The sequence below is a fragment of the Mesorhizobium sp. P160187 genome (genome assembly GCF_057766425.1).
The window spans coordinates 509,035-533,214 of record NZ_JBYMDX010000005.1 but is presented as its reverse complement, the minus strand read 5'-3'; the positions used below and the strand labels follow the sequence as shown (position 1 = coordinate 533,214).

General features: G+C 64.0%; 25 protein-coding genes. 7 read left to right on the top strand and 18 right to left on the bottom strand.

Annotated features, from left to right (window positions below):
• Nucleotides 1-84: 84 nt before the first annotated feature.
• Nucleotides 85-1,308 carry an MFS transporter gene (locus tag AC3CCE_RS27250; protein ID WP_023709369.1) on the top strand — a complete coding sequence of 408 codons (1,224 nt, stop codon included), beginning with the start codon at nt 85-87 and terminating at the stop codon, nt 1,306-1,308.
• 62 nt (nt 1,309-1,370) lie between these two features.
• Here the strand turns inward: AC3CCE_RS27250 and AC3CCE_RS27245 are convergent, their stop codons facing one another.
• The 3 genes from AC3CCE_RS27245 to aroC all read right to left on the bottom strand — a co-directional run bounded on the left by AC3CCE_RS27245 (nt 1,371) and on the right by aroC (nt 4,102).
• Nucleotides 1,371-1,793: a hypothetical protein gene (locus AC3CCE_RS27245; RefSeq protein WP_023685408.1), complete on the bottom strand. Its 423-nt coding sequence runs from the start codon at nt 1,791-1,793 to the stop codon at nt 1,371-1,373.
• Nucleotides 1,794-1,811: 18 nt separating this feature from the next.
• Nucleotides 1,812-2,912 carry a 3,4-dihydroxy-2-butanone-4-phosphate synthase gene (gene ribB, locus AC3CCE_RS27240; protein ID WP_352626069.1) on the bottom strand — a complete coding sequence of 367 codons (1,101 nt, stop codon included), beginning with the start codon at nt 2,910-2,912 and terminating at the stop codon, nt 1,812-1,814.
• Between the two features lie 74 nt (nt 2,913-2,986).
• Nucleotides 2,987-4,102: a chorismate synthase gene (aroC, locus tag AC3CCE_RS27235; RefSeq protein WP_352626068.1), complete on the bottom strand. Its 1,116-nt coding sequence runs from the start codon at nt 4,100-4,102 to the stop codon at nt 2,987-2,989.
• A 183-nt stretch (nt 4,103-4,285) separates the two neighbouring features.
• On the opposite strand from aroC, the gene AC3CCE_RS27230 reads away from it, so the two are divergent.
• Nucleotides 4,286-4,540 carry a DUF1344 domain-containing protein gene (locus tag AC3CCE_RS27230; protein ID WP_023685405.1) on the top strand — a complete coding sequence of 85 codons (255 nt, stop codon included), beginning with the start codon at nt 4,286-4,288 and terminating at the stop codon, nt 4,538-4,540.
• A gap of 82 nt (nt 4,541-4,622) precedes the next feature.
• On the opposite strand, the gene AC3CCE_RS27225 is transcribed toward AC3CCE_RS27230, so the two are convergent.
• The 3 genes from AC3CCE_RS27225 to mddA form a co-directional block, all read right to left on the bottom strand.
• The gene (locus AC3CCE_RS27225) at nt 4,623-5,210 is read right to left on the bottom strand and encodes a histidine phosphatase family protein (protein ID WP_023727493.1); all 588 of its coding nucleotides are present in this window, start codon (nt 5,208-5,210) and stop codon (nt 4,623-4,625) included.
• A 46-nt stretch (nt 5,211-5,256) separates the two neighbouring features.
• Nucleotides 5,257-6,078, bottom strand: coding sequence for an enoyl-ACP reductase FabI (fabI, locus tag AC3CCE_RS27220; RefSeq protein ID WP_023687133.1), 822 nt, complete (start codon nt 6,076-6,078; stop codon nt 5,257-5,259).
• A gap of 219 nt (nt 6,079-6,297) precedes the next feature.
• Nucleotides 6,298-7,032, bottom strand: coding sequence for a methanethiol S-methyltransferase (gene mddA / locus AC3CCE_RS27215; RefSeq protein ID WP_023687132.1), 735 nt, complete (start codon nt 7,030-7,032; stop codon nt 6,298-6,300).
• Between the two features lie 187 nt (nt 7,033-7,219).
• Here mddA and AC3CCE_RS27210 point away from each other — a divergent pair, with 187 nt between their 5' ends.
• Nucleotides 7,220-7,855, top strand: coding sequence for a TetR/AcrR family transcriptional regulator (locus tag AC3CCE_RS27210; RefSeq protein WP_023685402.1), 636 nt, complete (start codon nt 7,220-7,222; stop codon nt 7,853-7,855).
• A 19-nt stretch (nt 7,856-7,874) separates the two neighbouring features.
• Here the strand turns inward: AC3CCE_RS27210 and AC3CCE_RS27205 are convergent, their stop codons facing one another.
• Entirely contained in the window at nt 7,875-8,804 is a 930-nt protein-coding gene (locus AC3CCE_RS27205) for a DnaJ C-terminal domain-containing protein (RefSeq protein ID WP_023692090.1), read from the bottom strand.
• A 125-nt stretch (nt 8,805-8,929) separates the two neighbouring features.
• On the bottom strand, nt 8,930-9,391 hold the full coding sequence (locus AC3CCE_RS27200) for an RT0821/Lpp0805 family surface protein (protein WP_023698503.1): 462 nt from the start codon (nt 9,389-9,391) through the stop codon (nt 8,930-8,932).
• 40 nt (nt 9,392-9,431) lie between these two features.
• On the opposite strand from AC3CCE_RS27200, the gene pdxH reads away from it, so the two are divergent.
• Nucleotides 9,432-10,049: a pyridoxamine 5'-phosphate oxidase gene (gene pdxH, locus AC3CCE_RS27195; protein ID WP_023668448.1), complete on the top strand. Its 618-nt coding sequence runs from the start codon at nt 9,432-9,434 to the stop codon at nt 10,047-10,049.
• Between the two features lie 22 nt (nt 10,050-10,071).
• Here the strand turns inward: pdxH and AC3CCE_RS27190 are convergent, their stop codons facing one another.
• The 6 genes from AC3CCE_RS27190 to AC3CCE_RS27165 all read right to left on the bottom strand — a co-directional run bounded on the left by AC3CCE_RS27190 (nt 10,072) and on the right by AC3CCE_RS27165 (nt 15,889).
• On the bottom strand, nt 10,072-10,635 hold the full coding sequence (locus tag AC3CCE_RS27190) for a hypothetical protein (protein WP_352512909.1): 564 nt from the start codon (nt 10,633-10,635) through the stop codon (nt 10,072-10,074).
• Entirely contained in the window at nt 10,632-11,225 is a 594-nt protein-coding gene (locus tag AC3CCE_RS27185) for a hypothetical protein (protein ID WP_352512911.1), read from the bottom strand. The genes AC3CCE_RS27190 and AC3CCE_RS27185 overlap by 4 nt, the downstream gene beginning before the upstream one ends.
• Nucleotides 11,222-11,806 (bottom strand): hypothetical protein, encoded by a 585-nt coding sequence (locus tag AC3CCE_RS27180; RefSeq protein WP_023740696.1) that lies wholly within the window; start codon nt 11,804-11,806, stop codon nt 11,222-11,224. Before AC3CCE_RS27180 ends, AC3CCE_RS27185 begins: the two co-directional genes overlap by 4 nt.
• Entirely contained in the window at nt 11,799-13,136 is a 1,338-nt protein-coding gene (locus tag AC3CCE_RS27175; protein ID WP_352626067.1) for a hypothetical protein, read from the bottom strand. Before AC3CCE_RS27175 ends, AC3CCE_RS27180 begins: the two co-directional genes overlap by 8 nt.
• Before the next feature lie 199 nt (nt 13,137-13,335).
• Nucleotides 13,336-14,088 carry a crotonase/enoyl-CoA hydratase family protein gene (locus tag AC3CCE_RS27170; protein WP_352626066.1) on the bottom strand — a complete coding sequence of 251 codons (753 nt, stop codon included), beginning with the start codon at nt 14,086-14,088 and terminating at the stop codon, nt 13,336-13,338.
• Nucleotides 14,089-14,119: 31 nt separating this feature from the next.
• Nucleotides 14,120-15,889 carry an acyl-CoA dehydrogenase family protein gene (locus tag AC3CCE_RS27165; protein ID WP_352626065.1) on the bottom strand — a complete coding sequence of 590 codons (1,770 nt, stop codon included), beginning with the start codon at nt 15,887-15,889 and terminating at the stop codon, nt 14,120-14,122.
• Nucleotides 15,890-16,337: 448 nt separating this feature from the next.
• Between AC3CCE_RS27165 and AC3CCE_RS27160 the strand changes: the two genes are divergently transcribed.
• A complete protein-coding gene (locus AC3CCE_RS27160; protein WP_023723281.1) occupies nt 16,338-17,450 on the top strand; it encodes a glycoside hydrolase family 25 protein in 1,113 nt (370 codons plus the stop codon).
• 3 nt (nt 17,451-17,453) lie between these two features.
• On the opposite strand, the gene purD is transcribed toward AC3CCE_RS27160, so the two are convergent.
• Both purD and AC3CCE_RS27150 read right to left on the bottom strand, forming a co-directional pair.
• Nucleotides 17,454-18,740 carry a phosphoribosylamine--glycine ligase gene (gene purD / locus AC3CCE_RS27155; protein ID WP_023738478.1) on the bottom strand — a complete coding sequence of 429 codons (1,287 nt, stop codon included), beginning with the start codon at nt 18,738-18,740 and terminating at the stop codon, nt 17,454-17,456.
• 145 nt (nt 18,741-18,885) lie between these two features.
• A complete protein-coding gene (locus AC3CCE_RS27150) occupies nt 18,886-19,680 on the bottom strand; it encodes a phytanoyl-CoA dioxygenase family protein (protein ID WP_352626064.1) in 795 nt (264 codons plus the stop codon).
• Between the two features lie 91 nt (nt 19,681-19,771).
• On the opposite strand from AC3CCE_RS27150, the gene AC3CCE_RS27145 reads away from it, so the two are divergent.
• Both AC3CCE_RS27145 and ubiA read left to right on the top strand, forming a co-directional pair.
• A complete protein-coding gene (locus tag AC3CCE_RS27145; RefSeq protein WP_352626063.1) occupies nt 19,772-20,683 on the top strand; it encodes a LysR family transcriptional regulator in 912 nt (303 codons plus the stop codon).
• 51 nt (nt 20,684-20,734) lie between these two features.
• Nucleotides 20,735-21,718, top strand: a complete 984-nt coding sequence (gene ubiA / locus AC3CCE_RS27140) for a 4-hydroxybenzoate octaprenyltransferase (RefSeq protein ID WP_352626085.1) — start codon at nt 20,735-20,737, stop codon at nt 21,716-21,718.
• A gap of 268 nt (nt 21,719-21,986) precedes the next feature.
• Here ubiA and AC3CCE_RS27135 read toward each other — a convergent pair whose 3' ends face one another.
• A complete protein-coding gene (locus AC3CCE_RS27135; protein ID WP_023668457.1) occupies nt 21,987-22,553 on the bottom strand; it encodes a DUF6101 family protein in 567 nt (188 codons plus the stop codon).
• A 184-nt stretch (nt 22,554-22,737) separates the two neighbouring features.
• Complete coding sequence (locus AC3CCE_RS27130) at nt 22,738-24,168, bottom strand: FAD-binding oxidoreductase (protein WP_352626062.1); 1,431 nt, start codon at nt 24,166-24,168, stop codon at nt 22,738-22,740.
• Nucleotides 24,169-24,180: the final 12 nt, after the last annotated feature.

Here is a 24,180-nt window from a genome sequence, read left to right as displayed (position 1 = left end):
AATTGACATACGCGGCGTATCGACTACCTATATTCATACGCACCGTATGTAATTGTCGAATTGGCCTTTGTCGAGGAACCAGCCATGCAAAACCCATACTCGGAAATCTTTCGTGCCCCTGGAGCCAAGGGGTTTGCCGCCGCGGGCTTCCTCGCGCGGCTGCCGATCGCCATGGCGCCGATCGGCATCGTGGCCATGCTGTCGCAGACACGTGGCGAATACTGGCTGGCGGGAGCTGTCTCGGCGACGTTCGCGCTGAGCAACGCTTTCGTGGCGCCGCAGATATCACGGCTGGTCGATCGCCTCGGCCAGACGCGGATCGTGGTTCCGACCACCATCCTCACCGTGCTCGCCTTCGCGGTGCTGATTGCCGCAGCCAATCAGGACTGGCCGGTGTGGACGCTGTTTGTGTCGGCACTGGCGGCCGCCGCCATGCCCAGCATGCCGGCGATGGTGCGCGCGCGCTGGACCGAGATTTTTCGCGGCCGGCCGCAGATGAACACCGCATTCGCCTTCGAATCGGCGGCGGACGAACTCGTCTACATTGCAGGCGCATCGCTGTCGGTGGGCTTGAGTGCCGCTCTGTTCCCGGAAGCCGGTGTCCTGGTCAGCACGCTATTCCTCGCCCTTGGCTCGGCAGCCTTCATCCTGCAGCGTTCGACCGAACCACAAGTGCGGCCGGTGAATCATGTCTCGAGCGGCTCGGCAATCCGGCTCAGGCCGGTGCAGATCATCACCTTCGCCCTGATCTTCGTCGGCGCCACCTTCGCGACGACGGAAGTGAGCACGGTGGCGATCACCAAGGAACTCGGCCAGCCGGGCGCCGCCAGCCTCGTCATCGGCGTCTATGCGCTGGGATCGTTCGTGCTCGGCCTCGTCGTCGGTGCGCTCAACCTGAAAGCGCCGCTGCAGCGCCAGTTGGCCCTCGCGGTCGCCCTCGTTGCGCTCGGCACATTGCTGCCGCTCACCGCCGACACGGTGCCGCTGCTGGCGCTGACCGTTTTCATCAGCGGCGTGGCGATCTCGCCAACCTTCATCACCGCCTTCGGCCTGATCGAACGCCACGTGCCGGAAGCGATGCTGACCGAAGGCATCACCTGGGTGATGACCGGCATCGGCATCGGCATGGCGCTGGGTTCGTTTGCCGCCGGCGCGGTGGTGGATGAGTTCGGCGCCAGGAACGGGTTCTGGGTCTCGGTGGTTTCAGGCACTATCGCACTGGTCACGGTGTTGGTGGGCCAGCGCAGCCTGGCCACCCGCGCCTGCGAGCTGGACGGCTGCGGTGCAGCCGCCGTTCCCGCGGAATAAACGCACAAGCGTCCGGTCGGGAACGCGGATCGGACGCAGCTTCTCCAAAGGAGCGCGGCTCCCTACGACTGTTCAAGCCTCTTGCGGATCTCGTTTCCATCGAGAACGACAACAGGACTTCCCAGTGTCTCAACCATATCCGGGTTCAGATGGGGTATGGTTTCAGCGCGCCCGACCATCGGCGGACATTCTCCGGCGCAATACACGACCGAGCTGGTGACACGCAGGATTTTCCACAGCGCTTCGTAGAGGCGCGGATCGTCGGGCGGCCGCGCGACGGTGAAGCCTGAACATCGCGAGGCATCGCCGGGGTCGAAATTGAGATAGAGGTCGGCCGACGACGCATCGTCATAGGCGACGACCCAGCAGGTGAATTCAGGTTCACGCCTGGTGACGAACGGCGCGAAGGCATCCTCGACGATCGATGTGGGGAAGTAGCTCTCTTCGCCATCTTCAAAGCAATTGAGATAGGCCTCGAAGCTCATCCGACCGCCCCCTGTCCCCTAGAAAATCTCGGTCTTGGCGATATGAATGCCAAAGCCCTCAAGCCCGACATAGTGGCGTTCGCGCGAGGCGATCAAATTGATCGAGGAGATGCCGAGATCCTTGAGAATCTGCGCGCCGAGGCCGATTTCTCGCCACTCGTTCTCACGGCGGCGGGCCTCTTCGTGGTCCTCACGGTCGGCACTCATCGGCCGGTTGCGCTCCTGATGGGCGACGCCGACCGAACCCTCTCGGAGGTAAACGATGACGCCGCGCTTGCGTTCGCCCATCGCCTTCATAATGGCGTCGAGCCGGTGGCTGGTGCCGAACACGTCGGTCACCACATCCTCGGAATGCAGCCGCACCGGGACGTCCTCGCCGTCACGGATGTCGCCGAAAACGACCGCGACATGGTGCATGGAATCCCAAGGCAGCGTGTAGGTGAAGACCTGCGCCTTGCCGCCGAGTGTGTCGATTTCGGAGCAGGCGACGCGTTCGACCAGCGTTTCCTTGCGCTGCCGGTAGGCGATGAGGTCGGCGACCGAGACCTGCTTGAGGCCGTGTTCCTCGGCAAAGTTCGCCACCTGCGGGCCGCGCTTGACGGTGCCGTCGTCATTGACCAACTCCGAGATCACGCCAACCGGCGGCAGGCCGGCAAGTTTGCACAAGTCAACCGCGGCTTCGGTATGGCCCGAGCGCATCAGCACGCCGCCTTCCCTAGCGATCAGCGGGAAGATGTGGCCGGGCCGGACGAAATCCGAACCGCCGACATTGCCGTTGGCCAGGTTGCGCACGGTCAGCGTGCGGTCCTCGGCCGAAATGCCGGTGGTGGTGCCATGCTTGAAATCGACGCTGACGGTAAAGGCCGTGGTGTGGGCGGAATCATTGTCGGCGACCATCGGCTGCAGATTGAGCCGCTTGGCCTCCTCGCGCGGCATCGGCGTGCAGACGATGCCGGAGGTGTGACGGATGATGAAGGCCATTTTCTCCGGGCTGCAATGCACGGCGGCAACGATCAGGTCGCCCTCGTTCTCACGCCCGTCATCGTCCATGACGACGACGATCTCGCCGCGCTCGAAGGCGCGGATGGCTTCGACGATTTTCTTCTGATCGTATGGCATTGGCTCGCTTCGCTCGCAGGGAATAGGGGTTGGGCAGTAGGAGTTAGGGAAGGAAGGATGGGCTGGCCTATTGCCTAATCCCTACTGCCTAATCCCCGGCCTGTCTGTCCCCGGTGCCGCAGATAATGGTCGGCGATGACGCAGGCAACCATGGCTTCGCCGATCGGCACGGCGCGGATGCCGACGCAGGGGTCGTGGCGGCCCTTGGTCATGACGTCGACGTCGTTGCCGTCGTTGTCGATGGATTTTCGCGGCGTCAGGATCGACGAGGTCGGCTTGACGGCGAAGCGGGCGACGATCGCCTGGCCGGTCGAGATGCCGCCCAGAATGCCGCCGGCATTGTTGGACAGGAAGACCGGCTTGCCGTCATTGCCGATGCGCATCTCGTCGGCATTCTGTTCGCCGGTGATGCGGGCGGCTTCGAAACCGTTGCCGATCTCGACGCCCTTGACGGCGTTGATCGACATCAGGCCGGACGCGATGTCCTGGTCGAGCTTGGCGTAGATCGGCGCGCCAAGTCCGGCGGGCACGCCGTCGGCGACGATCTCGATCACCGCGCCGACCGAGGAGCCGGATTTGCGGATGCCGTCGAGGTATTGCATGAAGACGGGAACGGACGCCGGATCGGGGGTGAAGAACGGGTTTTCGGCGTCACCGATAAAATTCCAGTTCCAGTTGGCGCGGTCGATGGATTTCTCGCCCATCGAGACCAGCGCGCCGCGCACCACCATGCCGGGCACCACCTTGCGCGCCAAGGCGCCGGCCGCCACGCGAGCGGCGGTCTCACGGGCCGAAGAACGGCCGCCGCCGCGATGGTCGCGCAGGCCGTATTTGACGTCATAGGTGTAGTCCGCATGGCCGGGGCGGTACTGGCGGGCGATCTCGCCATAGTCCTTGGAGCGCTGGTCGATATTCTCGATCAGCATCGAGACGGGCGTGCCGGTGGTGATCATCGACTCGCCGTCCTCGTCGAGGATGAAGCCGGACAGCACCTTCACCTCGTCCGGTTCGCGGCGCTGCGTCACAAAACGTGACTGGCCGGGGCGGCGCTTGTCGAGTTCGGCCTGGATTTCGGCCCGTGTGAAGCGGATGCCGGGCGGGCAGCCATCGACGACACAGCCGAGCGACGGGCCATGGCTTTCGCCCCAGGTGGTGACGCGGAAGAGATGGCCGAACGTGTTGTGAGACATGAATTTTAGCCCTGCCCGGCAGCGGACCGGATCAAAGGTGCGTTCTATTGGCGTTTTCCACAGCGGTCAAACTGTGATCCGGCGGTTTTAGTTTTGACACATTCGGTTGGTTTCTGCTCTCTTCCATCCGCCCGTTGAAAGCTCGCCGCCATCCGTGCAGGCGCAATGACAAAGAGGACGACGATGCGTACCCTGATTGGCGCTGCTGCCGCCATGTTGCTGATTTCCACCGCCGCCTATGCCGGCCAGACCGAAGGCCTGATCAAGAAGGTCGACAAGGACGCGCTGACGCTGACGCTGGAGGACGGCAAGTCCTTCAAGCTCAACGCCGAGACCGATCTCGATTCGCTGAAACCGGGCATGGATATCGTCATTGCCTATGACGTGACGAATGGCGAGAACGTCGTCACCGACATGGAACTGCCCGACACCGAGTAACACCGACATCGCACAGGCCCTTGCCGCTCGGCGGAGCCCTGCCCGGATAAACAGGACGGTCGTCCTGTTTATCTGCTCGAACCTAAAGCCAATCCAGACGCCCGTCCTGCAGCCTGAGCACCCGGTCCTGCCGCACTTCCAGGTTTGCCGCTTCGTGTTCGGAAACACCCTTGACCATCCGAAACAGGGTCCGCACGACGCCACCATGCGTGACGCAGACCGTCTGGCGGTCGAGCGCGTCGAACCACGGCTTCACCCGTTCGAGCAGCATCTGGTAGCTTTCGGCGCCCTCGCCCGGCGGCTGGAAATTCCATTTGTTGCGCCGTCGCGCCTTCGCCGAGCCCGGCATTCGCGCATCGAGTTCGGCATAGGTAAAGCCCTGCCAGTCGCCAAAGTGCACCTCGACCAGACGCGGGTCGGTGCGGTAGCCATCGGGATCGAGCTGCATCGCCAAGCGCAGCCGCTGCATCGTCTCGCGCGTCCGCTTCATCGGGCTGGCGACAAAGTCGAAATCCTCAGGGTTCTGGATCAGTTCGGCCAGCCGCCGTCCATTGCGGGTCGCCTGCTCGCGGCCGAGCGCGTTGAGATCGGTGTCGGCCTGGCCCTGCAGCCGCGACTCGGCATTCCACTGCGTCTGGCCATGGCGCACGATGTAGACGAGCGGAACCATCGGGTCTTCCGGAAATCAGGACAGGCAGGCGGAAACCGCGGCAGAACTATTCCTTGACGGTCGAAATATCCGGCGCGTCGACCGCCTTCATGCCGACGACGTGATAGCCGGAATCGACATGGTGCACCTCGCCGGTGACGCCACGCGACAGGTCCGACAGGAAATACACGGCGGAATCGCCGACTTCTTCCTGGGTGACGGTCTGCTTCAGCGGCGAATTGTATTCGTTCCACTTGAGGATGTAGCGGAAGTCGCCGATGCCCGAAGCAGCCAAGGTCTTGATCGGCCCGGCCGAGATGGCGTTGACGCGGATCTTCTTGCCGCCGAGGTCGACGGCGAGATAGCGCACGCTGGCTTCCAGCGCGGCCTTGGCGACACCCATGACGTTGTAATGCGGCATGACCTTTTCAGCGCCATAATAGGTCAGCGTCAGCAGCGAGCCGCCATCGGTCATCAGCGCTTCGGCGCGCTTGGCGATGGTGGTGAAGGAATAGACCGAAATGTCCATGGTGCGCAGGAAATTGTCGCGCGTCGTCTCGACATAGCGTCCGGTCAACTCGTCCTTGTCGGAAAAGGCGATGGCATGGACGAGGAAGTCGAGCTTGCCGTCCCAATGCCTGGCGACATTGGCAAACACGTCGTCGAGGCTCGCCGGATCAGTGACATCGCAATGACCGGCGACAAAGGCGCCCAATTCCGCAGCCAGCGGCTCGACGCGCTTCTTGAACGCCTCGCCCTGATAGGTCAGCGCGATCTCGGCGCCATGGTCGACGCAGGCCTTGGCGATGCCGTAGGCAATCGATCTGTTGTTGGCGACGCCCAGTATAAGCCCGCGCTTGCCGGCCATTAGGCCCTGTCCACCCGCCATGTCAGCGCTCTCCGAAAGGTTTTCTGCTTTGGAGTGCCTATCGCACACGCAGAAAGGCGCATCAAGCACAGACGGGGCGCGCGTTCAATTCAGACACTCGGCGTGACAACGAATGGGGGATAATAAGGTTGTTGTGAGATTCGAACGCCTCACTGCGGCCAGCGCGCCTTGACGGCCCAGGCCGGGCAGCCGAATCGGCTGGCCGGCACCGCATCGGCCCTATCCAGCCATTTTGCGCCAGGGAATGAGCATTCCCACCTGCTTGCGGTAGAGGCGGTACTGATCGCCAAACATCGCGACGAGATCGCGTTCCTCGAGGAAGATGCCGAGCAGGATGTAGCCGGTGCTGCCCGCCGCGAACAGAAGATGGCCCCATGTCATCGACGGCGTCGCCCAGAAGGCCAGGAGAAAGCCGACATAGAGCGGGTGCCGGACCCATTTGTAGAACAGCGGCGTCCTGAACACGGGCGGCGCCGGTTCGCTCTTGCGCAAAGCGGCGAGAACCTGGCGCAAGCCGAACAGTTCGAAATGGTTGATCAGAAAGGTGCTGGTCAACAATACCGCCCAGCCGAGCCAGAACACGCCATGGATGACGGCGACCCAGACCGGGTTCTCGACCGTCCAGACGAGACCGGGGATCGGCCGCCATTGCCAGTAGAGCAGCAGCAGGATGAGGCTGGCCAAAAGCACATAGGTGCTGCGTTCGGCCGCGTGCGGGACAATCTGTGTCCACCAGCGCTTGAAAACCGGCCGCGCCATGATGCTGTGCTGGGCGGCGAAAAGGCCGAGCAGCAGCGCATTGACGATGACGGCTTCGACCGGACTTCCAGCGACTCCGGAATCGATGGATTTCGGCACGACCATGTTGCCGACGAAACCGACCGCATAGAGAAACGAACCGAGAAAAATCAGGTATGCGGCAACGCCGTAGATAAGGGTGATTACGCCCGCCATGACTGCCCCTCCATGCAAGCATCAGGATTCGGTCGGTCGACCGAATTCAGTGTCAAAAACCATAAATTCTCTGACGAGTCAACTTGATCGGTCGCTCGACCGAGATAGAGTGGAGGGACGTCCAGCCCCCGACAGGAGAAGCTATGATCCGCCCAGATTGCACCGCTACCAGCGGCAGCCACGCCGCATGACGGACGCTGCCCAAGCCGTTACCCCGCCGCAGAACAAGCAAAAGCGCGACACGCGCGCCGAACTGATTTCGGCTGCCGAGTTATGCCTCCATCGAGGCGGTTATGCCGATCTGTCGACGCGCCGCGTTGCCGAGATCGCCGGCGTTCCGCTCAGCCAGATCCATTACCATTTCGGCTCCAAGGAACGGCTGTTCCTGGCCCTGCTCGACCATCTGAACGAGGGCCTGCTGAAGCGCCAGGCGGAGACTTTTGCGGCACCGATGCCGCTGTGGCAGCGCTGGGAGCGCGCTTGCGATTTCCTCGACGATGATCTGGCGTCCGGCTATGTCCGGATCCTGCACGAGATGATCGCGGCAAGCCTGTCGAGCCCCGAAATCGCCAAGGCGGTGCGCCGCGACCTGCGCGGCTGGTTCGAACTGCTGGACGGACTGGCGCAAGAGGCGGAGCGGCGGTTCGGCGGCCTCGGGCCATTCTCCGCCGCCGAAGTGACCAGCCTGGTCAGCGCCGCCTTCCTCGGCAGCGAGACGATGATCCTGCTGGAGATCGAGAGCCCGCATGTCCCGGTACGGCAGGCGCTGCGCCGCTTCGGCGAAACCATCCGGCGGATGGAGGAAGTGGCGCCCGGCAGTTAGCCAGCGAAGTCGAGCCGCGTCAGCCTTTGCGGCTGCGCATCAGCGCTTCGAGTTCGCTGTCGCCGCCTTCCGGCAGCATGATGCGGACATGGGCGTAGAGATCGCCATGGCCACCCGCCTTTTCCGGCAAGCCCCTGCCCTTCAGGCGCAGCACCTTATCGGAGCTCGACCAGGCCGGAATGTTGACCGCCAGCCTGCCGGTCGGCGTGTCGACCGGCACCTTGGCGCCCAGCACCGCATCGGCAAGCGCTACCTCCAGATCGGCATGCAGGTCACGGCCCTCGATGCGGTAGCGCGGGTGCCTGCGGATACGGATCTTGACCAGCGCATCGCCCGGCTGTCCCGGCCCCTGCTCGCCCTGGCCCTTCAGCCGGATGGTCTGTCCGTCCTCGACATAGACCGGCAGCTTGACCGCAATCTTGCGGCCGTCGGGGAACATCGCCGTCACCTTTTCGGCGGTCGCTATCTCCTCGATGGTGACGTCGAGCGTCACGTTGAGATCGGCGGCGGTCGCCTGCTGGCGGCGGTCGCCTGTTCCGGCGCCACGCGCGCCGGAAAAGGCGTCGCCGAAGATCTGGCTGAAAATGTCGCTGTTGCCGTCGAACGGATCGCCGCCCGGACGCCCCGATCGGAATTCGAAGCGCGAGCCGCCGGCGCCCTGCTGGCGGCGGAAGCCACCGAACGGATCGCCGCCGCCGGCTGCACCCTCGAAGCCCTGGAATTTCGGCTTGCCGTCGGCGTCGATCTCGCCGCGGTCGAAGGCCGCACGGTTCTTCTCGTCGCCGACGACCTCATAGGCCTGATTGGCGGCGGCAAAACGGTCCTTGGCCTTGGGATCATTCGGATTCTGGTCCGGATGATACTTCTTGGCGAGCTTGCGGTAGGCCGATTTTATGTCCTTGGCCGATGCGTTCTTGGCAACGCCCAGCACCTCATAGGGGTCGCGCATGCGTCCTGCCCTGGAAAATGAGTTAAATCCACGTTGGCCTTTATATGCGCTCCCATAGGAAGAAATTCCAGTGGCGCACAGGCTTATCGAGGGTTGAAATTGCAGCGCCCGCAAACCTCGAAAAATCAGAGCGGTTTGAAGTCCTGCATGTGCCAGCCGCCGGCCGCGGCGATGCACAATTGCCCCTTGAACAAAGCGACGCCGTCGAAGCTTTCGCGCGAGGCGGTAAAGCTGCGGCAGTCTTGGCCGTTGTCCTGCACTTCGGCGAGTTCGGTGATGGAGCCGCGCGAGCCGGTGTCGGCATTCGCCCACGGCACGGCCTGGCCGCGAAGCTCCTCGATGTCGGCCGAAGACACCGCATTGCCGATCGTGGTCTGGTCGGAAGCGCTGTCGGCGTCCGTCGATGTCACCCTCGCCGGCGCGCTCGAGGTGACGATGGAACGGTCGACCTCGGCCTTTTCCAGGCTGAAGCCGCCGGCGCCGCAGGCGGCAAGCGGCAGGGCGATAATCACGATCACGGCTTTCGAACTGGCCGAAGCGATAACGCTCCATTGCCCGCTGTCAAAAGCTTGCGCGATACGCGACAATCGGCAACCTCCTGAAGCTCGAGACATTTTGAGAAAAACTATGAGTGACACTGAGTTAACAAGTAGTGACTTTACCGAAGCCGCCGAGCCGTTCCGGCTCTTTGCCGAGTGGCTGGAGGACGCCAAGAAAAGCGAAATCAACGACGCCAACGGCGTAGCACTTGCAACCGTGGATGCCGATGGCATGCCGGATGTGCGTATGGTGCTGCTCAAGGGTTTCGATGAAAGCGGCTTTGTCTTCTACACGAATTTCGAGAGCGCCAAGGGCCGCGAGATTCTTGGCAGCATGAAGGCGGCGATGTGCTTCCACTGGAAATCGCTGCGCCGCCAGGTGCGCATACGCGGACCGGTGGAAATCGTCAGCGACGCTGAAGCCGACGCCTATTACGCGACGCGGCCGCGCGGCAGCCGGATCGGCGCATGGGCTTCGAAACAGTCGCGGCCGCTGGAAAGCCGCTTTGCCCTGGAGAAGGCGGTGGCCGAATACACGGCGCGCTACCCTATCGGCGAAATCCCGCGGCCAAAGCACTGGTCGGGCTTCCGCATCGTGCCGCAGGCGATCGAGTTCTGGCACGACCGGCCATTCCGGCTGCACGATCGGCTGGTCTTTTCGCGCAACGCCGAAGGCGGCTGGGACAAGACACGGCTTTATCCCTGAGGATCGCCGGGGCCGCCGGAGATCAGTCCTTCTCCATCTGGAACAGCAGGAAATGCGGCCGTTCGCTGGCAACGCCGACCGCTGGTCGTATAGTCCTGGTGACGTCCTTCGGCACCAGGAATGTCTCGCGCAGCTTGATCGTGTCCCCGGCCTTGGCGCCCGAAAACATCGCGGAAATGCAGGTCTGAACATTGTCCGGCGCGTTCAGCCTTACCGCCGATGTCGGCGACCAGCGCCTTCCCTCGGCATCGATCAGCATCACCTTGCAGCCAAGCCAGAGGTTCTGCAGGTCGGGATCGCCGATGGTCACTGCGAAATCCGCGAGCACCGGTACGGAATCGGGCGGCAGGTTCTTCATTCCGAAGGCGCCGCGCAGATCAGTCAGCTTCCACTCGCTGCCGCCGAAATGCGCGCTCTGGCCCCAGGCCACGCGGCGCTCGAACAGATCGTTGTCGCCGAGCAGCGCCTTGACGCTGTCATAGGCCTGCACCGCCAGGGTCAGGGGAACGAGCACAAGCAGCGCCCAAAGGCTGCGGCGGCGCCATTTTTTCTCCGTCAGCCCTCTATCCTCAATCAGCGCCGTCATTGCGGTTGCCCATCGATCGGCTGCGTCAGATCGAGCGTGCCGACGGTGCCGGCAGGCATGCCGTCGGAACCGGCTGCGACCGGTCCGATCGAAATCTCGGCCTGCGAATCGAGCGCCGCCATCAGCTTGCTCGAGATCAGCACCGTGGCGTTGCCGGCCTCCTCCGGCCTCACCTCGAAGACCAGCCTGGCCTTCCGCGGCAGGCCTGGGTCGACAGTAACCGGGAGAAACCCGTTGATGAAGGACAGCCGCTCGGTGTGGTCGTAGGTCAAGCCCGTTGGTCCGCGCCATGAGGCGACCGCGACGATCGTCGACGCAGCCCTGGCCGCGAACTCGACCGTCACCACCGCCCACACGCCGCCGGTGGTCAGCACCTTGGTCTCGCCGAACCGGTCGGCCTTGAGCTTGCGCGCAAACTCCAGCTTTTTCGCGCGCACCTCGAAGCTGCGGCCAACGATTGTCTCTCCCACATTGCCCCTTACCGGGATAGGGCCGATCAGGTCGGCATAGTGCGGCTTCGAAACCTGCAAGCCGTAGCAGAGCGCTACGGCGGCGAGCAGCAGGACGAGATTGGCCAGTCTGCGCATCATGGCTGGCCTCCAGCATCGGGTGCGACAGGGATGGTCAGCGTGCCGACCGGGCTCGGATTGAACCAGCCGGGCAGGCCAAAGAGATTGTCGCGCTGTTTGTAGATTTTCCGGATGACTGTCAGATCGAGGCTGGCCGGAGCGGCAGCACTTTCCGGCAGTTCCCAGATATACACCATGCGCTCCGGCATATCAGGGTGCAGTTCGGGCGACAGCGTCTCGTCGCGCGTCAGCACGATGTACGGTTTTGTCGCCGGGTCGACAGCCGGCTGGCTTGCCCGGAGGAGTTCGAAATAATCCTTCGTCGACTGGGCCGTTCGGTTGGTCATGTCGACCTCGAAGACCAGCGCTTTGGTCCCGGGCTTGCGCAACGTGCCATAGACATATTTCTCGGCGCTGACATAGGCCTTCACCGGCCGCAGCAGCCATTGCCCGGTTTCGATCGGGCCGGCTGGGGCCAGCGCCGGCACTTGCGCGTGCCTTGCTCCGAAAGCGCCCAGCACACCGGCAACGGCAATCGCGGCCGCCGTGCCGATGCCTGCGGCGATCCATGCTCTCAGCCGCGAGCGGGCGGTTTCAAGCATTCTGCGCCTCGCCTTCCGGACCGGCCGGACCAGCCGGCTGCGCAGCCTCGCTGGCCCGGCGCTTGGGCAGCGCAAATGCCGTTTCGAGGATCGCCGCGAGGAAGCAGATGCGCAACGGCTCGACCAGAATACCGGTCGATGAGTCCTGAAAGGCACTGCCGAACAGCAGCGACACGCCCTCGGACAGCACCTGCCAGATGTCGAGATCGTGCGGGCCGGCGATGCGCGTCGCGCCGAGCCACGCCCAGGCGGCCAGCCAGTCGATGAGACGATAGCCGACGATCAGGGTGAGCACGAGGACAAGGCCCGAACTCAAGGTGATGCACACGCCATTGGCGATCGGCAGATAGCGCGAGCGATAGCCCGAGATGAAGTGTTCGACGAAGTCGCGCATGAATTTCGGGATGCTTCGATAGCGGGCTCCGAGGCGCTCGACCCGGTCGTGCACGCGCAGCAGTTCCTTGTCGTCGCGTACATCATAGCCATAGATCAACGCCGTCATGACCAGCCAGATCACCGGCAGGAGCATGAAGAAGAACAGCGCGATGAGCTTCGTCGTCGTGTCGACGGAAGTGACTTCCACCGGAACCATCGGCTCGGAAAAGGCGGTGGAAACAGGATTGGCCACGCCGTCGGCTGCAGCTTGCAGGACGGAAAAAATGTTGCGGCTCATGATCCAGCCGACGATGTCGTCCTTCCAGCGCGAGATGACGTACAGACCGACGAAGATCCAGTTGGTCTCGCAGATCACGACCACGATTTGCCAGAAGGAATTTGCGCCGCCGCGCTTCTGCATCGCCTGGGCAAAACGCCTGACCAGCCAGGAGATGACAACGGAAAATATGAGCCAGCGCGAATCCAGCACATCGAGCACATTACCCGAGCCTTCGCCGAACGGCGCCATGTCGAGGGTGACGCGCGAATATTGCCGCACCGTGTCGCCGAGAAAACCCCAGGCGGCGTAGTAGGCGAAGAAGGGCAGGAGCGCGACAGTGACCATGTGCGTCAGCCTTGCGGCGCTGCTGCTCGGTTCTTCGCCAGATGTTTTCTCGGAGGCTTTGTCCCGCGCGCCCTGTTGCGCCGCGCGGATGGCCGGCAGGCCGGGAAGCAGGGTCTGGAACATGGCGACGGTGACGATGAGCTGCGTCAAGGCGACGAGCGTCAGCAGCGCCAAGCCCGCCATATGGTTGAGGAAGGCGGCGCGCGCGGCGATCTGCATGAACAGGTCGCCGCCCAAAATGCCCAACAGCACCATGGCGATCAGCTGCGGCCAGAAGCGCCACCAGAGCCTGAACGTCAGGCCGAGCGGCCTTGCAAAATCGGCAAGCATGTCCCGGCGTTCAACCCGTCAACGGGCGCCGGCTTCGATGCTGTGCGCATCGATGACAAATTCTCGGGTCATGTCCTCTCCACCTGGCCGCCAGGATCGAGCGAGAAATAGTGCAGGCCGAAGCGCTTTGACAACCCTTGAGCGGTTTTCCCCTGACGCCTACCGCCACCGGCAAGATCGGATACAGCTTGGCGTGAGCCTATGCCTTCTTACGCGTCATGAAGGCGGTCAACGCGGCGCGCGCTTCGTCGGACTTCAGCCGGTCGGAGAAATGCTCGCTCTCCACCTTGATGCGGGCGACAAGCTCGTCGCGCGGGGCGCGCATCAGGTCACGCGCAATCTTCAGCGCCTGCGGCGGCTTGGCGGCGATCGCGCCGGCCGCGGCGAGTACCGCGGCTTCTAGCCCGCCCTCCTCGACCACCTCATAGATCAGGCCGGCGGCCTTGGCGCGTTCGGCGGACAAACCTTCGCCGAGTCCAAGCAGCGCAAAGGCGCCCTGCCTGCCGAGGATGAGCGGGGCCAGCAGGCTGGAGCCCGCCTCCGGCACCAGGCCGAGGTCGACGAAGGGCGTGCGGAACACCGTGCGCGGCGTGGCGAAAGTCAGGTCGCAATGCAAATTGAGCGTGGTGCCGATGCCGACCGCAATGCCGTCGACGCCGGAGACCATCGGCTTCTCCGTTTTGGCCAGCGCCATCAGGAAGTCCCAGACCTCGTTGCCGCCCTCACCGCCGGTGGCGATGACCAGGAAATCGGCGAGATCGTTGCCGGAAGAGAAGGCGCCAGGCACACCGAGGAAGACATGGACGCGAACCGCCGGGTCGGCATCGCCATCGGCTAGCGCCTTGGACATTGTCGCGTACATGGCGCGCGTCAGTGCGTTCTTCTTGTCGGGACGGTTCATGCGGATGATCTGGATGGCGCCCTGGCGCTCGACGAGAATATGGTCTGTCACGGTCATTCTTCCCTGGTGAGCGCTCTGGTATTCAGGCCGTTATCAGCGCCTTGCCGGCGGTAGCGAGGCTCTCGGCGCCATCGATGACGCGTTCCTTCAAGGCGCTGACTTCGCCGAGCAGGTTTTCGGCGAAAAAGCGGCAAAGGGCGATGCGGCTCTGCTGGGCAAGTCCGCCACGCGCCAGATAAGCGCCGCCGGCAGCAAGCGAGATCAGCCTGAGATAGGGGGTCGCACCGGCTTGCGCTTCGTCCAGACGGCCGTCGGCCAGCAGCTTCTGCAGGAAGCGCGTCGCCTCGGTGAGATCGTCGAACGCCTGGTCAAGCGCTTCGGCGGTGCGGCCGAAGCCCCGCAGGTTCGAGGTCCGCACCTCGTCGGCGATGGCCTTCAGTTCGGCGATATAGCCGTGCACATGCTCGCCGCCGCCGAGCGGCAATTTGCGAGCTACAAGGTCGATCGCCTGGATGCCGTTGGTGCCTTCATAGATCGGCGCAATGCGGGCGTCGCGATAGAGCGCGGCCGCGCCCGTTTCCTCGATGAAGCCCATGCCGCCGTGGACCTGGACACCCAGCGACGCAACGTCGACGCCGATATCGGTGGAAAAGGCCTTGGCCAGCGGCGTCAGCAGATTGGCGCGATCGCGCCAATGCGCGGCCTCCTCGCCTGTCGACACACGCGCGAAGTCGATGGCATAGGCGCAGGAATACGAGATGGCGCGGGCGATCTGGGTCAAAGCCTTCATGGTCAAGAGATTGCGCTGCACGTCGGGGTGATGGACGATCGGCGCCATCCCGGCGCCTGAAAAGTCCGATGCCTTGCCCTGGCGGCGCTCATTGGCATAGGCGATCGCCTTCTGCGTCGCGGCTTCGGCCACTGCCACGCCCTGCATGCCGACGCAAAGCCTCGCGTTGTTCATCATGGTGAACATGCAGGCGAGCCCCTTGTTCTCCTCGCCGATCAGCCAACCGATGGCGCCGGGCGCAGCACCCTGGAAGCCGTCGCCATAGATCATCGTGCAGGTCGGCGAGGCATGGATGCCGAGCTTGTGCTCGAGGCCGGAACAGAAGACGTCGTTGCGGGCGCCGAGCGAGCCGTCATCATTGACCAGGAATTTCGGCACCAAAAACAGCGAGATGCCGCGCGTGCCGGCCGGTGCGTCGGGCAGCCGCGCCAACACCAGATGGATGATGTTGTCGGTGAAATCATGCTCGCCATAGGTGATGAAGATTTTCTGGCCGAAGATGCGGTAGGTGCCGTCGCCGGCAGGCTCGGCGCGGCTGCGCAAGGCGGCGAGATCGGAACCGGCCTGCGACTCGGTCAGGTTCATCGTCCCCATCCACTCGCCGGAGACGAGCTTCGCCAGATACTTTGCCTTCAGCGCTTCGGAAGCATGCTTGTCGAGCGCCTCGACCGCGCCCATGGTCAGCGTCGGGCCGATGCCGAAGGCCATGGCGGCGGAGTTCCACATTTCGAGCGCGGCAACGCCGAGCATGGTCGGCAGGCCCTGGCCACCGAATTCTTCCGGTCCCGACAGCGCGTTCCAGCCGCCGTCGATCCAGCTGCGGTAAAGCGCCTTCCAGCCGGGCGGCGTGGTCACGGTCGCATCCTTCAGCACCGCGCCATGCTCGTCGCCGATCTTGTAGAGCGGCGCCACTTCCTCGCTGGCGAAGCGGCCGGCCTCGGACAGGATGGCGTCGACAAGGTCTTCGCCGAGGTCCCCGAACGCGCCGCGGTCGAGCGCCGGCTTGAGCCCGGCGACATGCTTGAGCGTGAACGAAATGTCGTCGACCGGGGCCTTGTACATGCCGCTTTCTCCTCCGCTGCTCCGACCGCTCGATCCTAGGACCCGGGCCGATGCAAAACCATCCGCCTCTGGGCGGCCTCCGACCTTCTTTTTACGTAAACGTCAAACTTTGTCACGCGGATTTTCATCGAACTTCGTCGTCCACAGGTGGAGCGGGAGCGTAGCGGACGCCGAGTACCATGTCGCGACCTCGCGCTAGGGGCGCAACGGTGCAGAATTCCGCGCCGTGGCAACGCTTCGAAGTCGCGGAATGCATACTATGGTCCGCGCCGCGTCGCTTCGCTCCTTGCTTCGCCATAGAATGACGAAATCGCGAGAGCGACAGGACTCCTGCCCGAAAGCACTTCCTTAACCATACCGGTCCACCATCGGTGTTTGGTCAGCGGGGATCCCCTGTTTGAAAACGCCGGCGCATCTTCTTCGCCGCTCAGCGATCGCTCTCGCGGCGATGATGGCGCTGACGTCAGCGGCTACAGCCTCGGACTTTTCCGAGCCTTGGCGGGATGGCGACCGCGCGCTGGTGGTCGACGCCTATGAATACAATTCCATCGACTGGGCGCAGCTTGCCACCGACAAGCGCATTGTCGGCTTCATCAACAAGGCCTCCGACGGGCTGCCGCCGCCCTATTTCTGCTACGGCGACGAGCCTACGGTCAAACTCTGCAAGACATTGTGGAAACGCTTTGCGGTGACGCGCGAGCTGTTTCAGACGCGCAAGGTGGTGGCCAAGGCGCTCGGCCTGAAATGGGGCGCGTATCATCTTGCCCGCCCCGGCAATCCGCTCGAGCAGGCCAACAGTTTCATCGATTTCGCCGAGCCAGCCCCTGACGATCTGCTCGCCCTCGATCTCGAAGGCAACGACCCCTCGCAATGGATGTCGCTCGAGGATGCCGAGGAATTCGTGCGCCAGGTGCACCGGCGGCTCGGCCGTTTCCCGATCCTCTACACCAACGGCAAGACCGCCCAGTACATCGCCGACAACCGCTACCAATACCGTCTGCTGTCGCGGCTGCCGCTCTGGTATGCGCGCTACAAGCCCGACATCGACGTGCATTTTCCGATGGGCAACTGGCAGGGCTATGCGCTGTGGCAGTTCTCGGCGCAGGCCAATTGCGGGCGCCTGCGCTGCCCCTACCGCGTCGCCGGCACGCCCAACGACATCGACGTCAACGTCGCGCCGATGGACGCGGCGGCACTGCGCCAGCAATGGCCCTTCGGCGGCCTGATCGACGTGCCGCCCGACTACCTCGCCTCGATACCGGTGCCGGTGTCGCGCGCGGCCGGGCTCGCCGGCAAAGTCACCATCACATACGCCGATGTGGCGACGCCACCGACGGTCGAGGAAATGGTGGCGGTGCTCGGCGCGCGCTGGCAGACATTCCGCGCCGCCTTCCGCATGCCGGTGGTCAAGACGGTGCCGCGCCGCGCGCGCTTCGGCATTGCCGAGTATGTCGCCTGGAAGCGGACCACGTATCGTTCGGAGGCTCTGCTCGAGGCCGCCTTCTCGCAGGCCGCCGACCCGGTCAGCACCGCTTCGACGGAACTGGTTCGCGAGCGCTGAGGCTTATGTGGCGGCGCTGGCCTTTTCCCGCGCCACCGCCTGCCAGCCTATGTCGCGGCGGAAGAAGCCTTGCGGCCAGTCGATACGGTCGAGCGCGGCGTAAGCGCGGCTTTGCGCTTCGCCCACCGTCTTGCCTGATGCCGTTACGTTGAGCACGCGGCCGCCATTGGCGACCAGCGCGCCGCCATTGATGGCAGTGCCGGCATGGAAAATCTCAACGCCTTCGCCAGCGGCTTCGTCGAGACCCCGAATGACCGAGCCTTTTTCCGGCGTCCCGGGATAGCCCTGTGCCGCCATCACCACGGTCAGCGCGGCATCGTCGCGCCAGCGGATCGAACTGTGCGCCAACTGGCCGTCGACGGCGGCGTTGAGCAGCACCAGCAGATCGTCCTTCAGCCGCATCATCAGCACCTGACACTCGGGATCGCCGAAGCGGGTGTTGTATTCGATCAGCTTCGGCCCCTTGTCGGTGATCATCAGCCCGGCAAACAGAATACCGGCGAACGGCGCGCCAAGCTCGGCCATGCCGCGCATGGTCGGCTCGACGATCTCGCGCATGGTGCGCTCTACCATTTCGGGGCTCATCACCGGCGCCGGCGAATAGGCGCCCATGCCGCCGGTGTTGGGGCCGGTATCGCCATCGCCGACGCGCTTGTGGTCCTGCGCGGTGCCGAAGGGAAGTGCGGTCGTGCCGTCGCACAGGCAGAAGAAACTCGCCTCCTCGCCGGTCATGAATTCCTCGACCACGACCTCAGCGCCGGCGTCACCGAATGCGCCGTCGAAACAAGCATCGAGGGCGGCGCGCGCCTCGTCCAGCGTCATGGCGATGGTGACGCCCTTGCCGGCAGCGAGCCCGTCGGCCTTGATGACGATCGGCGCTCCCACCTTTTCGACGTAAGCCTTGGCCGCAGCCAGTTCGGTGAAGCGGCCATAGGCGGCGGTCGGGATGCCGTATTTGGCGCAAAGGTCCTTGGTAAAACCTTTCGAGCCTTCGAGCCGCGCTGCCCGCTTCGACGGGCCGAAGACGCGGATGCCCTCGCCGCGCAGATCGTCGGCAATGCCGGCGACCAGCGGCCCTTCCGGCCCGACGACGACGAGGTCGATCGCATTGTCCTTGCAGAAGGTTGCGACAGCGGCATGGTCGCTAATGTTGAGCTTGACCAGTTCGGCCTCGCGGGCGACGCCCGGATTGCCGGGCGCGGCATAGAGCTTGGTCAAAAGCGGCGAGGCCGCGATCTTCCAGGCCAAGGCATGTTCGCGGCCGCCGGAGCCGATCAACAAAACGCGCATGCCGATGTCCCTTGTCATTTCACGACAGGGACTGCGCTATTGCGCTGCGCAGCGCGGGTCAAGACTTTTGGTCCGCTGCTTGCCGGTTGCGCACGGCAACGTCGCACGCATCGGCAAGCCGAAGCAGAAGCGCGGCTCTCGCGGCTCAGCTCTGGAAGACCACTGGAAACCAGTCCTCGCGCAGTTTCTGGCCGGGCTTCATGTCATGGCCGGGATAGGGCGGCGAGGTACGGCCGGGGCGCTCGACATAGCGCGCATCGTCGCCGACCCAGCGCAGCGACAGCGCCCGGCGACGCGCCGCGGTCGGATTGCCGCGCGCACCATGCGCGGTGCGGAAGTCGAACAGGATGGCGTCCCCCGGTTCCATCTCCCATTCGAGCACCTTCAGCGACGGGTCCTTGTCTGGATCCGGCACGGGCAGATAGTCGCCCTCGCCGGCATAGAAATTGCTGTCATCTAGCCAGCGCACCGGCAGGATCATCTTGTCCCATTTGTGCGAGCCGGCGATCAGCCGCAGCGTCGCTTCCTTGACCGGATCGATCGGAATCCAGAAGCTGACGGTCTGGGTGCCATCGACGAAGTAATACGGGATGTCCTGGTGCCAAGGCGTCGGCTTTTGCGTGCCCGGTTCCTTGACCAGCACATGATCGTGGAAGAACTGGGCGCTGCGCGACTGCATCGCCGCTGCCGCGAGTTCCGCGGCCGGGGAATTGCGCACCACGTCGACGAATTCGGGAATGCGCTCCCAATTGCAGTAATCGTCGAAGAAGCTGCCCTTGCCGTTGGCGATGTCGGAAGCCGTGGCGCTGCGGTTTTGCATGTTGCGCTCGATGCCGGCGGCGATGGTGCCGACCCAGTCTTTGAAGGCGCCGCGTATGCAGACCGCGCCGTCGCGTTGGTAATCGGCAATCGCTGGGGCATCGATATGTCTGGCGGCCATCTCATGTCTTCCCTGTTTCGATGACCGACTATCGCAGCCGCCGCACATCGCGTAAAATAATAACTTCTCATCTCTCTTATAGTTTTAGACTATGAATCTGACCCTCACCCAGCTGCGTTACCTCGTCACTGTTGCCCGTCACGGCAGCGTCACCGCGGCCGCGCGGATGCTGAACGTCTCGCAGCCCTCGATCTCGGTGGCGATCGACAATGTCGAAGCGACGCTCGGCCAGAAACTGTTCGTGCGCCAGCGCGGCAGCGGCATCGCGCTGACCTCGTTCGGCCGCAGCGCGGTGGCGAAGGCAAAGCAGGTGCTGGCCGAAGCGGACGAACTGGTTGGGCTCGGGACGCGCGACGCCGATGTCGGGGGCGAACTTGTGCTCGGCTGTTTCGAGGATTTGGCGCCTTATTTCGCGCCGGCGCTGATCCGCGCTTTTTCGCAACGCTGCCCGGCGGTCACCGTGGTGGTCCGCGACGAGACCTTCGAGACGCTCGGCCGGCGGCTCGGCGATGCGGCAATCGATCTCGGCCTGACCTACGATCTCGGCCTGCCCTCGCACTTCGCCCGCATCCTGCTGCATGAGCTGCGGCCACACGCGCTTCTGCCGCAAGGCCACGCGCTGGCCAGCCAGGCCAGCGTCAGCCTGGCGGAGCTGGCGACCCATCCCTTGATCACCACCGACCAGCCGCACAGCTGGCAGCATATGCTGGACCTGTTCCTCAGCCGCGGCCTGTCGCCGGTCTCGCAATCGACGGCGAGTTCGTTCGAACTGCAGCGCAGCATGGTCGCCAACGGCTTCGGCGTCGCGGTGAGCTACACCAGGCCTTATGGCGACAGGAGTTATGACGGGCTGCCGCTGGTCTGCAAGCCGCTGTCCGATCCGCTGCCGATGCAGCGCATCATCCTCACCCATGACACAAGGCAAAGGCTGTCGAAGGCGACGCTGGCCTTCACGGAGGTGGCGAAGGAATGGTTTGCCAGCCACGATATTTTCACCGCCTGAGCGACAATGCGGCCGCTTGACGGCGCACGCCGCTGCTGCCACTCCAGCACGATGGAAACCATCCAGTCGAAAGCCGCACGGGGCCGCGTCGCCGACGCGCCGAGCGGCCATTGGGTCTACAAGATATTGCCGCGCTGGCTGTGGCCTTACGCGCAGCTTGCCCGCTGGGACCGGCCGATCGGCTGGCAATTGCTGCTGTGGCCCTGCTGGTGGTCGGCAGCGCTTGCGGCCAGCGCCTATCCCCGCCCGGCAGATCCGTTGCTCACATTGCTGCCGTCGCCGTGGTTCCTGTTCCTGTTCTTTGTCGGCGCCGTCGCCATGCGTGGCGCCGGCTGCACCTATAACGACATTGTCGACCAGGACATCGACAACAAGGTCGAGCGCACGCGCTCGCGGCCATTGCCGGCCGGCAAGGTGACGCGCCGCCAGGCCTGGATATTCCTGGTCATCCAGGCGTTGCTGGGCCTCGTCGTGCTGTTGCAGTTCAACGACTTCGCCATTCCGCTCGGCATCGTCTCGCTGGTCATCGTTGCCGTCTATCCCTTCATGAAGCGCTTCACCAACTGGCCGCAATTGGTGCTCGGGCTCGCCTTCTCCTGGGGTGCGCTGATGGGCTGGGCGGTCGAGTTCGGCGATCTCGATGGCCCGGCCGTCATGCTCTATATCGGCTCGATCCTGTGGGTGATCGGCTACGACACTATCTACGCGCATCAGGACAAGGAAGACGACGCCATCGTCGGCGTGCGCTCGACGGCGCGGCTGTTCGGCGACAACACCAAGACCTGGCTGGTCGGGCTTTATGGCGGCACGCTGGTCTGCTTCGCAATCGCCTTCGCCTCGGCGCAGGCGCCGGTGGTGGCGCTGGCCGGGCTGATCGCCGCCGGCGCCCATATGGCGCGGCAGATAGCGGTTCTGGATATCGACGATCCCGATCAATGCCTGCGGCTGTTCAAATCCAACAACCAGGTCGGCTGGTTGATCTTCATTGGCCTGATCGGCGGTGCGCTGTGGGTGGCGCTAAAGCCGCTGGTTTAATCTCCTTCTCCCCGTCACTACACGGGGAGAAGGTGGCGGCAGCCGGATGAGGGGCAGCGCCAATCTTTGCAGTTGAGGTGAGATGCACAGCGGCGATATTGCGAGAAATGCCTCGGTCAGCGCCGCCCCTCATCGCCCTGCCGGGCGTTCGTCACTCGAAAAGCCAAGCAATTGGCTTTCGTCCGCTACGCGGACCGCTCCTCACCCCCCCGTATAGTGACGGGGAGAAGAAGGCTGTCATCGGCGGTTTCGCCAATCGCCGGCCAAGCTACTCCCGCGAAATAATCTCCTGGCCATCGATCACCAGCCTCAGCCCGAGATTGCCGGCCCTGCGGCGGGCGAGGAAGCGCGGGCGGCGCGTGGTGGAGACCCGGCCCTTGCGGCGATCCTTGGCCGGCAGCGCCTTGATGGCGGCGCCGAGCGATTCCTCCAGCGTGCGGGCAATGCCGTCGGATTCGATCAGCAGCATCTGCAGCCGGTAAGCATCGGCCCAGGCGCGCCAGTCGGCGGCGACGTCGTCGAGATCGTCGGCCACCAGCAGCGGCACCGACAGCATCGGGTCGTTGTGCAGGAGTTCGAGGGTTACCGTGACGTTGCCTTGCGCATCCTCCATCGCGCGGGCGGCGACGCCGCGAAACGCGTTGGCGGGCAGCGCGATGATCGCCGGCACGCCGCTCATCTCGAGCGTGCGGCGGATGACGGCGCCGCGCTGGTCGATGGTGAAGGTAACGTCGCCATAGTCGTCGCGCGTGGCATAGCTCACCACTTGCGGCAGGCGGAATGGGTCGAGGCGCATGTTGCGCCCAGCCCAGACGGGCTTCAATACACTGTTCATCTGCTGCCTTCCTGTGTTTCTCCTGAGAGCCGCTTTCACGGATCCCACCGGGCCAGTTTTCCCGGCCTCGTTGTCTGAAACATTAGCGCGAGCTTCTGCCGCCCGGCTTAAGAAAGTCAGTTAAATTTTGCTGATCTCAGGCGATGGTTATCGGAATGAGACCAGCCACAAAATTTTGAAAGGATCAGATAACCTTACCGGGATTCATGATGCCGGCCGGGTCAAAGGCCGCCTTCACCCGGCGCATCAGCTCGATCGCCATGGGCGGCGCGGTGGCGATCAGCTCGTCGCGCTTCAACTGGCCGATGCCATGCTCGGCCGAGATCGAACCCTGGAAGGAGCGCACAACATCGTGCACGGCATGGTTCATGGCGTGGTAGAGGCCGAGATACGCTTCATCGTCACCGCCCTCCGGCCGGGAGATGTTGTAGTGGAGATTGCCGTCGCCCATATGGCCGAAGCAGACCACGCGTGCCTGCGGGCTGACCGAGGCGACGGCGACGGCAGCCTTTTCGATAAACGCCGGGATGGATGCCACCGGCACCGAAATATCATGCTTGATCGACGCGCCTTCGGGCTTTTGCGAATCCGGCAGCACCTCGCGGAAATTCCAGAAGGCGTCGCCCTGCGCCAGGCTGGCCGCGATCACCGCGTCGCCGACGATGCCTTGCTCGAGGCCTTCCGACAGCACCTCCTCGATCAGCGCCCTGGCGTCCTCGGCCGAACGGCCCGACGACACCTGCATCAGCACATACCATGGCCAACGCTGCACCAGCGGCCGCGTGACGCCCTGCGCATGGCGCAGCGTGAAATCATAAGGACGCTGGCCGATCAGCTCGAAGGCGGTGAGTGCCGCCCCTGCCCGGTCCATCGCCAGGCTGAACAGCGAAAGGGCTGCTTCCGGCGACGACAGGCCGGCAAAGGCCACTTCGCGCCCCTTGGGCTTGGGAAACAGTTTCAGCACCGCCGCGGTGATGATGCCGAGCGTGCCTTCGGCGCCGACGAACAGGTTCTTCAGATCGTAGCCGGTGTTGTCCTTCTTCAATTTGCGCAGATCGTCGAAGACCTCGCCGGTCGGCAGCACCACTTCGACGCCGAGGCAGAGTTCGCGCGCATTGCCATAGGCAAGCACGCCGGTGCCGCCGGCATTGGACGAGAGATTGCCGCCGATCTGGCAGGACCCTTGCGCGGCAAGCGACAGCGGAAACAGCCGGTCGGCGGCATCGGCCGCTTCCTGCAGCGTCTGCAGGATGACGCCGGCCTCGACGGTCACCGTATTGGAGAACACGTCGATCTCGCGAATGCGGTTCAGTCGCGACAGCGACAGCACGATCTCGCGGCCGGATGCGTCAGGCACCTGGGCGCCGACCAGCCCGGTGTTGCCGCTCTGCGGCACGACCGGCGTTCCCGTTTCGCTCGCCAGCCGCATGCTCCGGCTGACCTCGTCGACGCTGCCGGGACGCAGCACCAAGGCGGTCCTGCCGTGCCACAGACCGCGCCGCTCGGTAAGATACGGCGCAATATCGGCTTGGTCGCGCAGTGCATATTTTTCGCCGACAATGGCAGTGAAGCGGTCGATGAGAGCGGGATCGAGGTCGAAGGGGAAGTCGTTCATCGGCGCAAACTA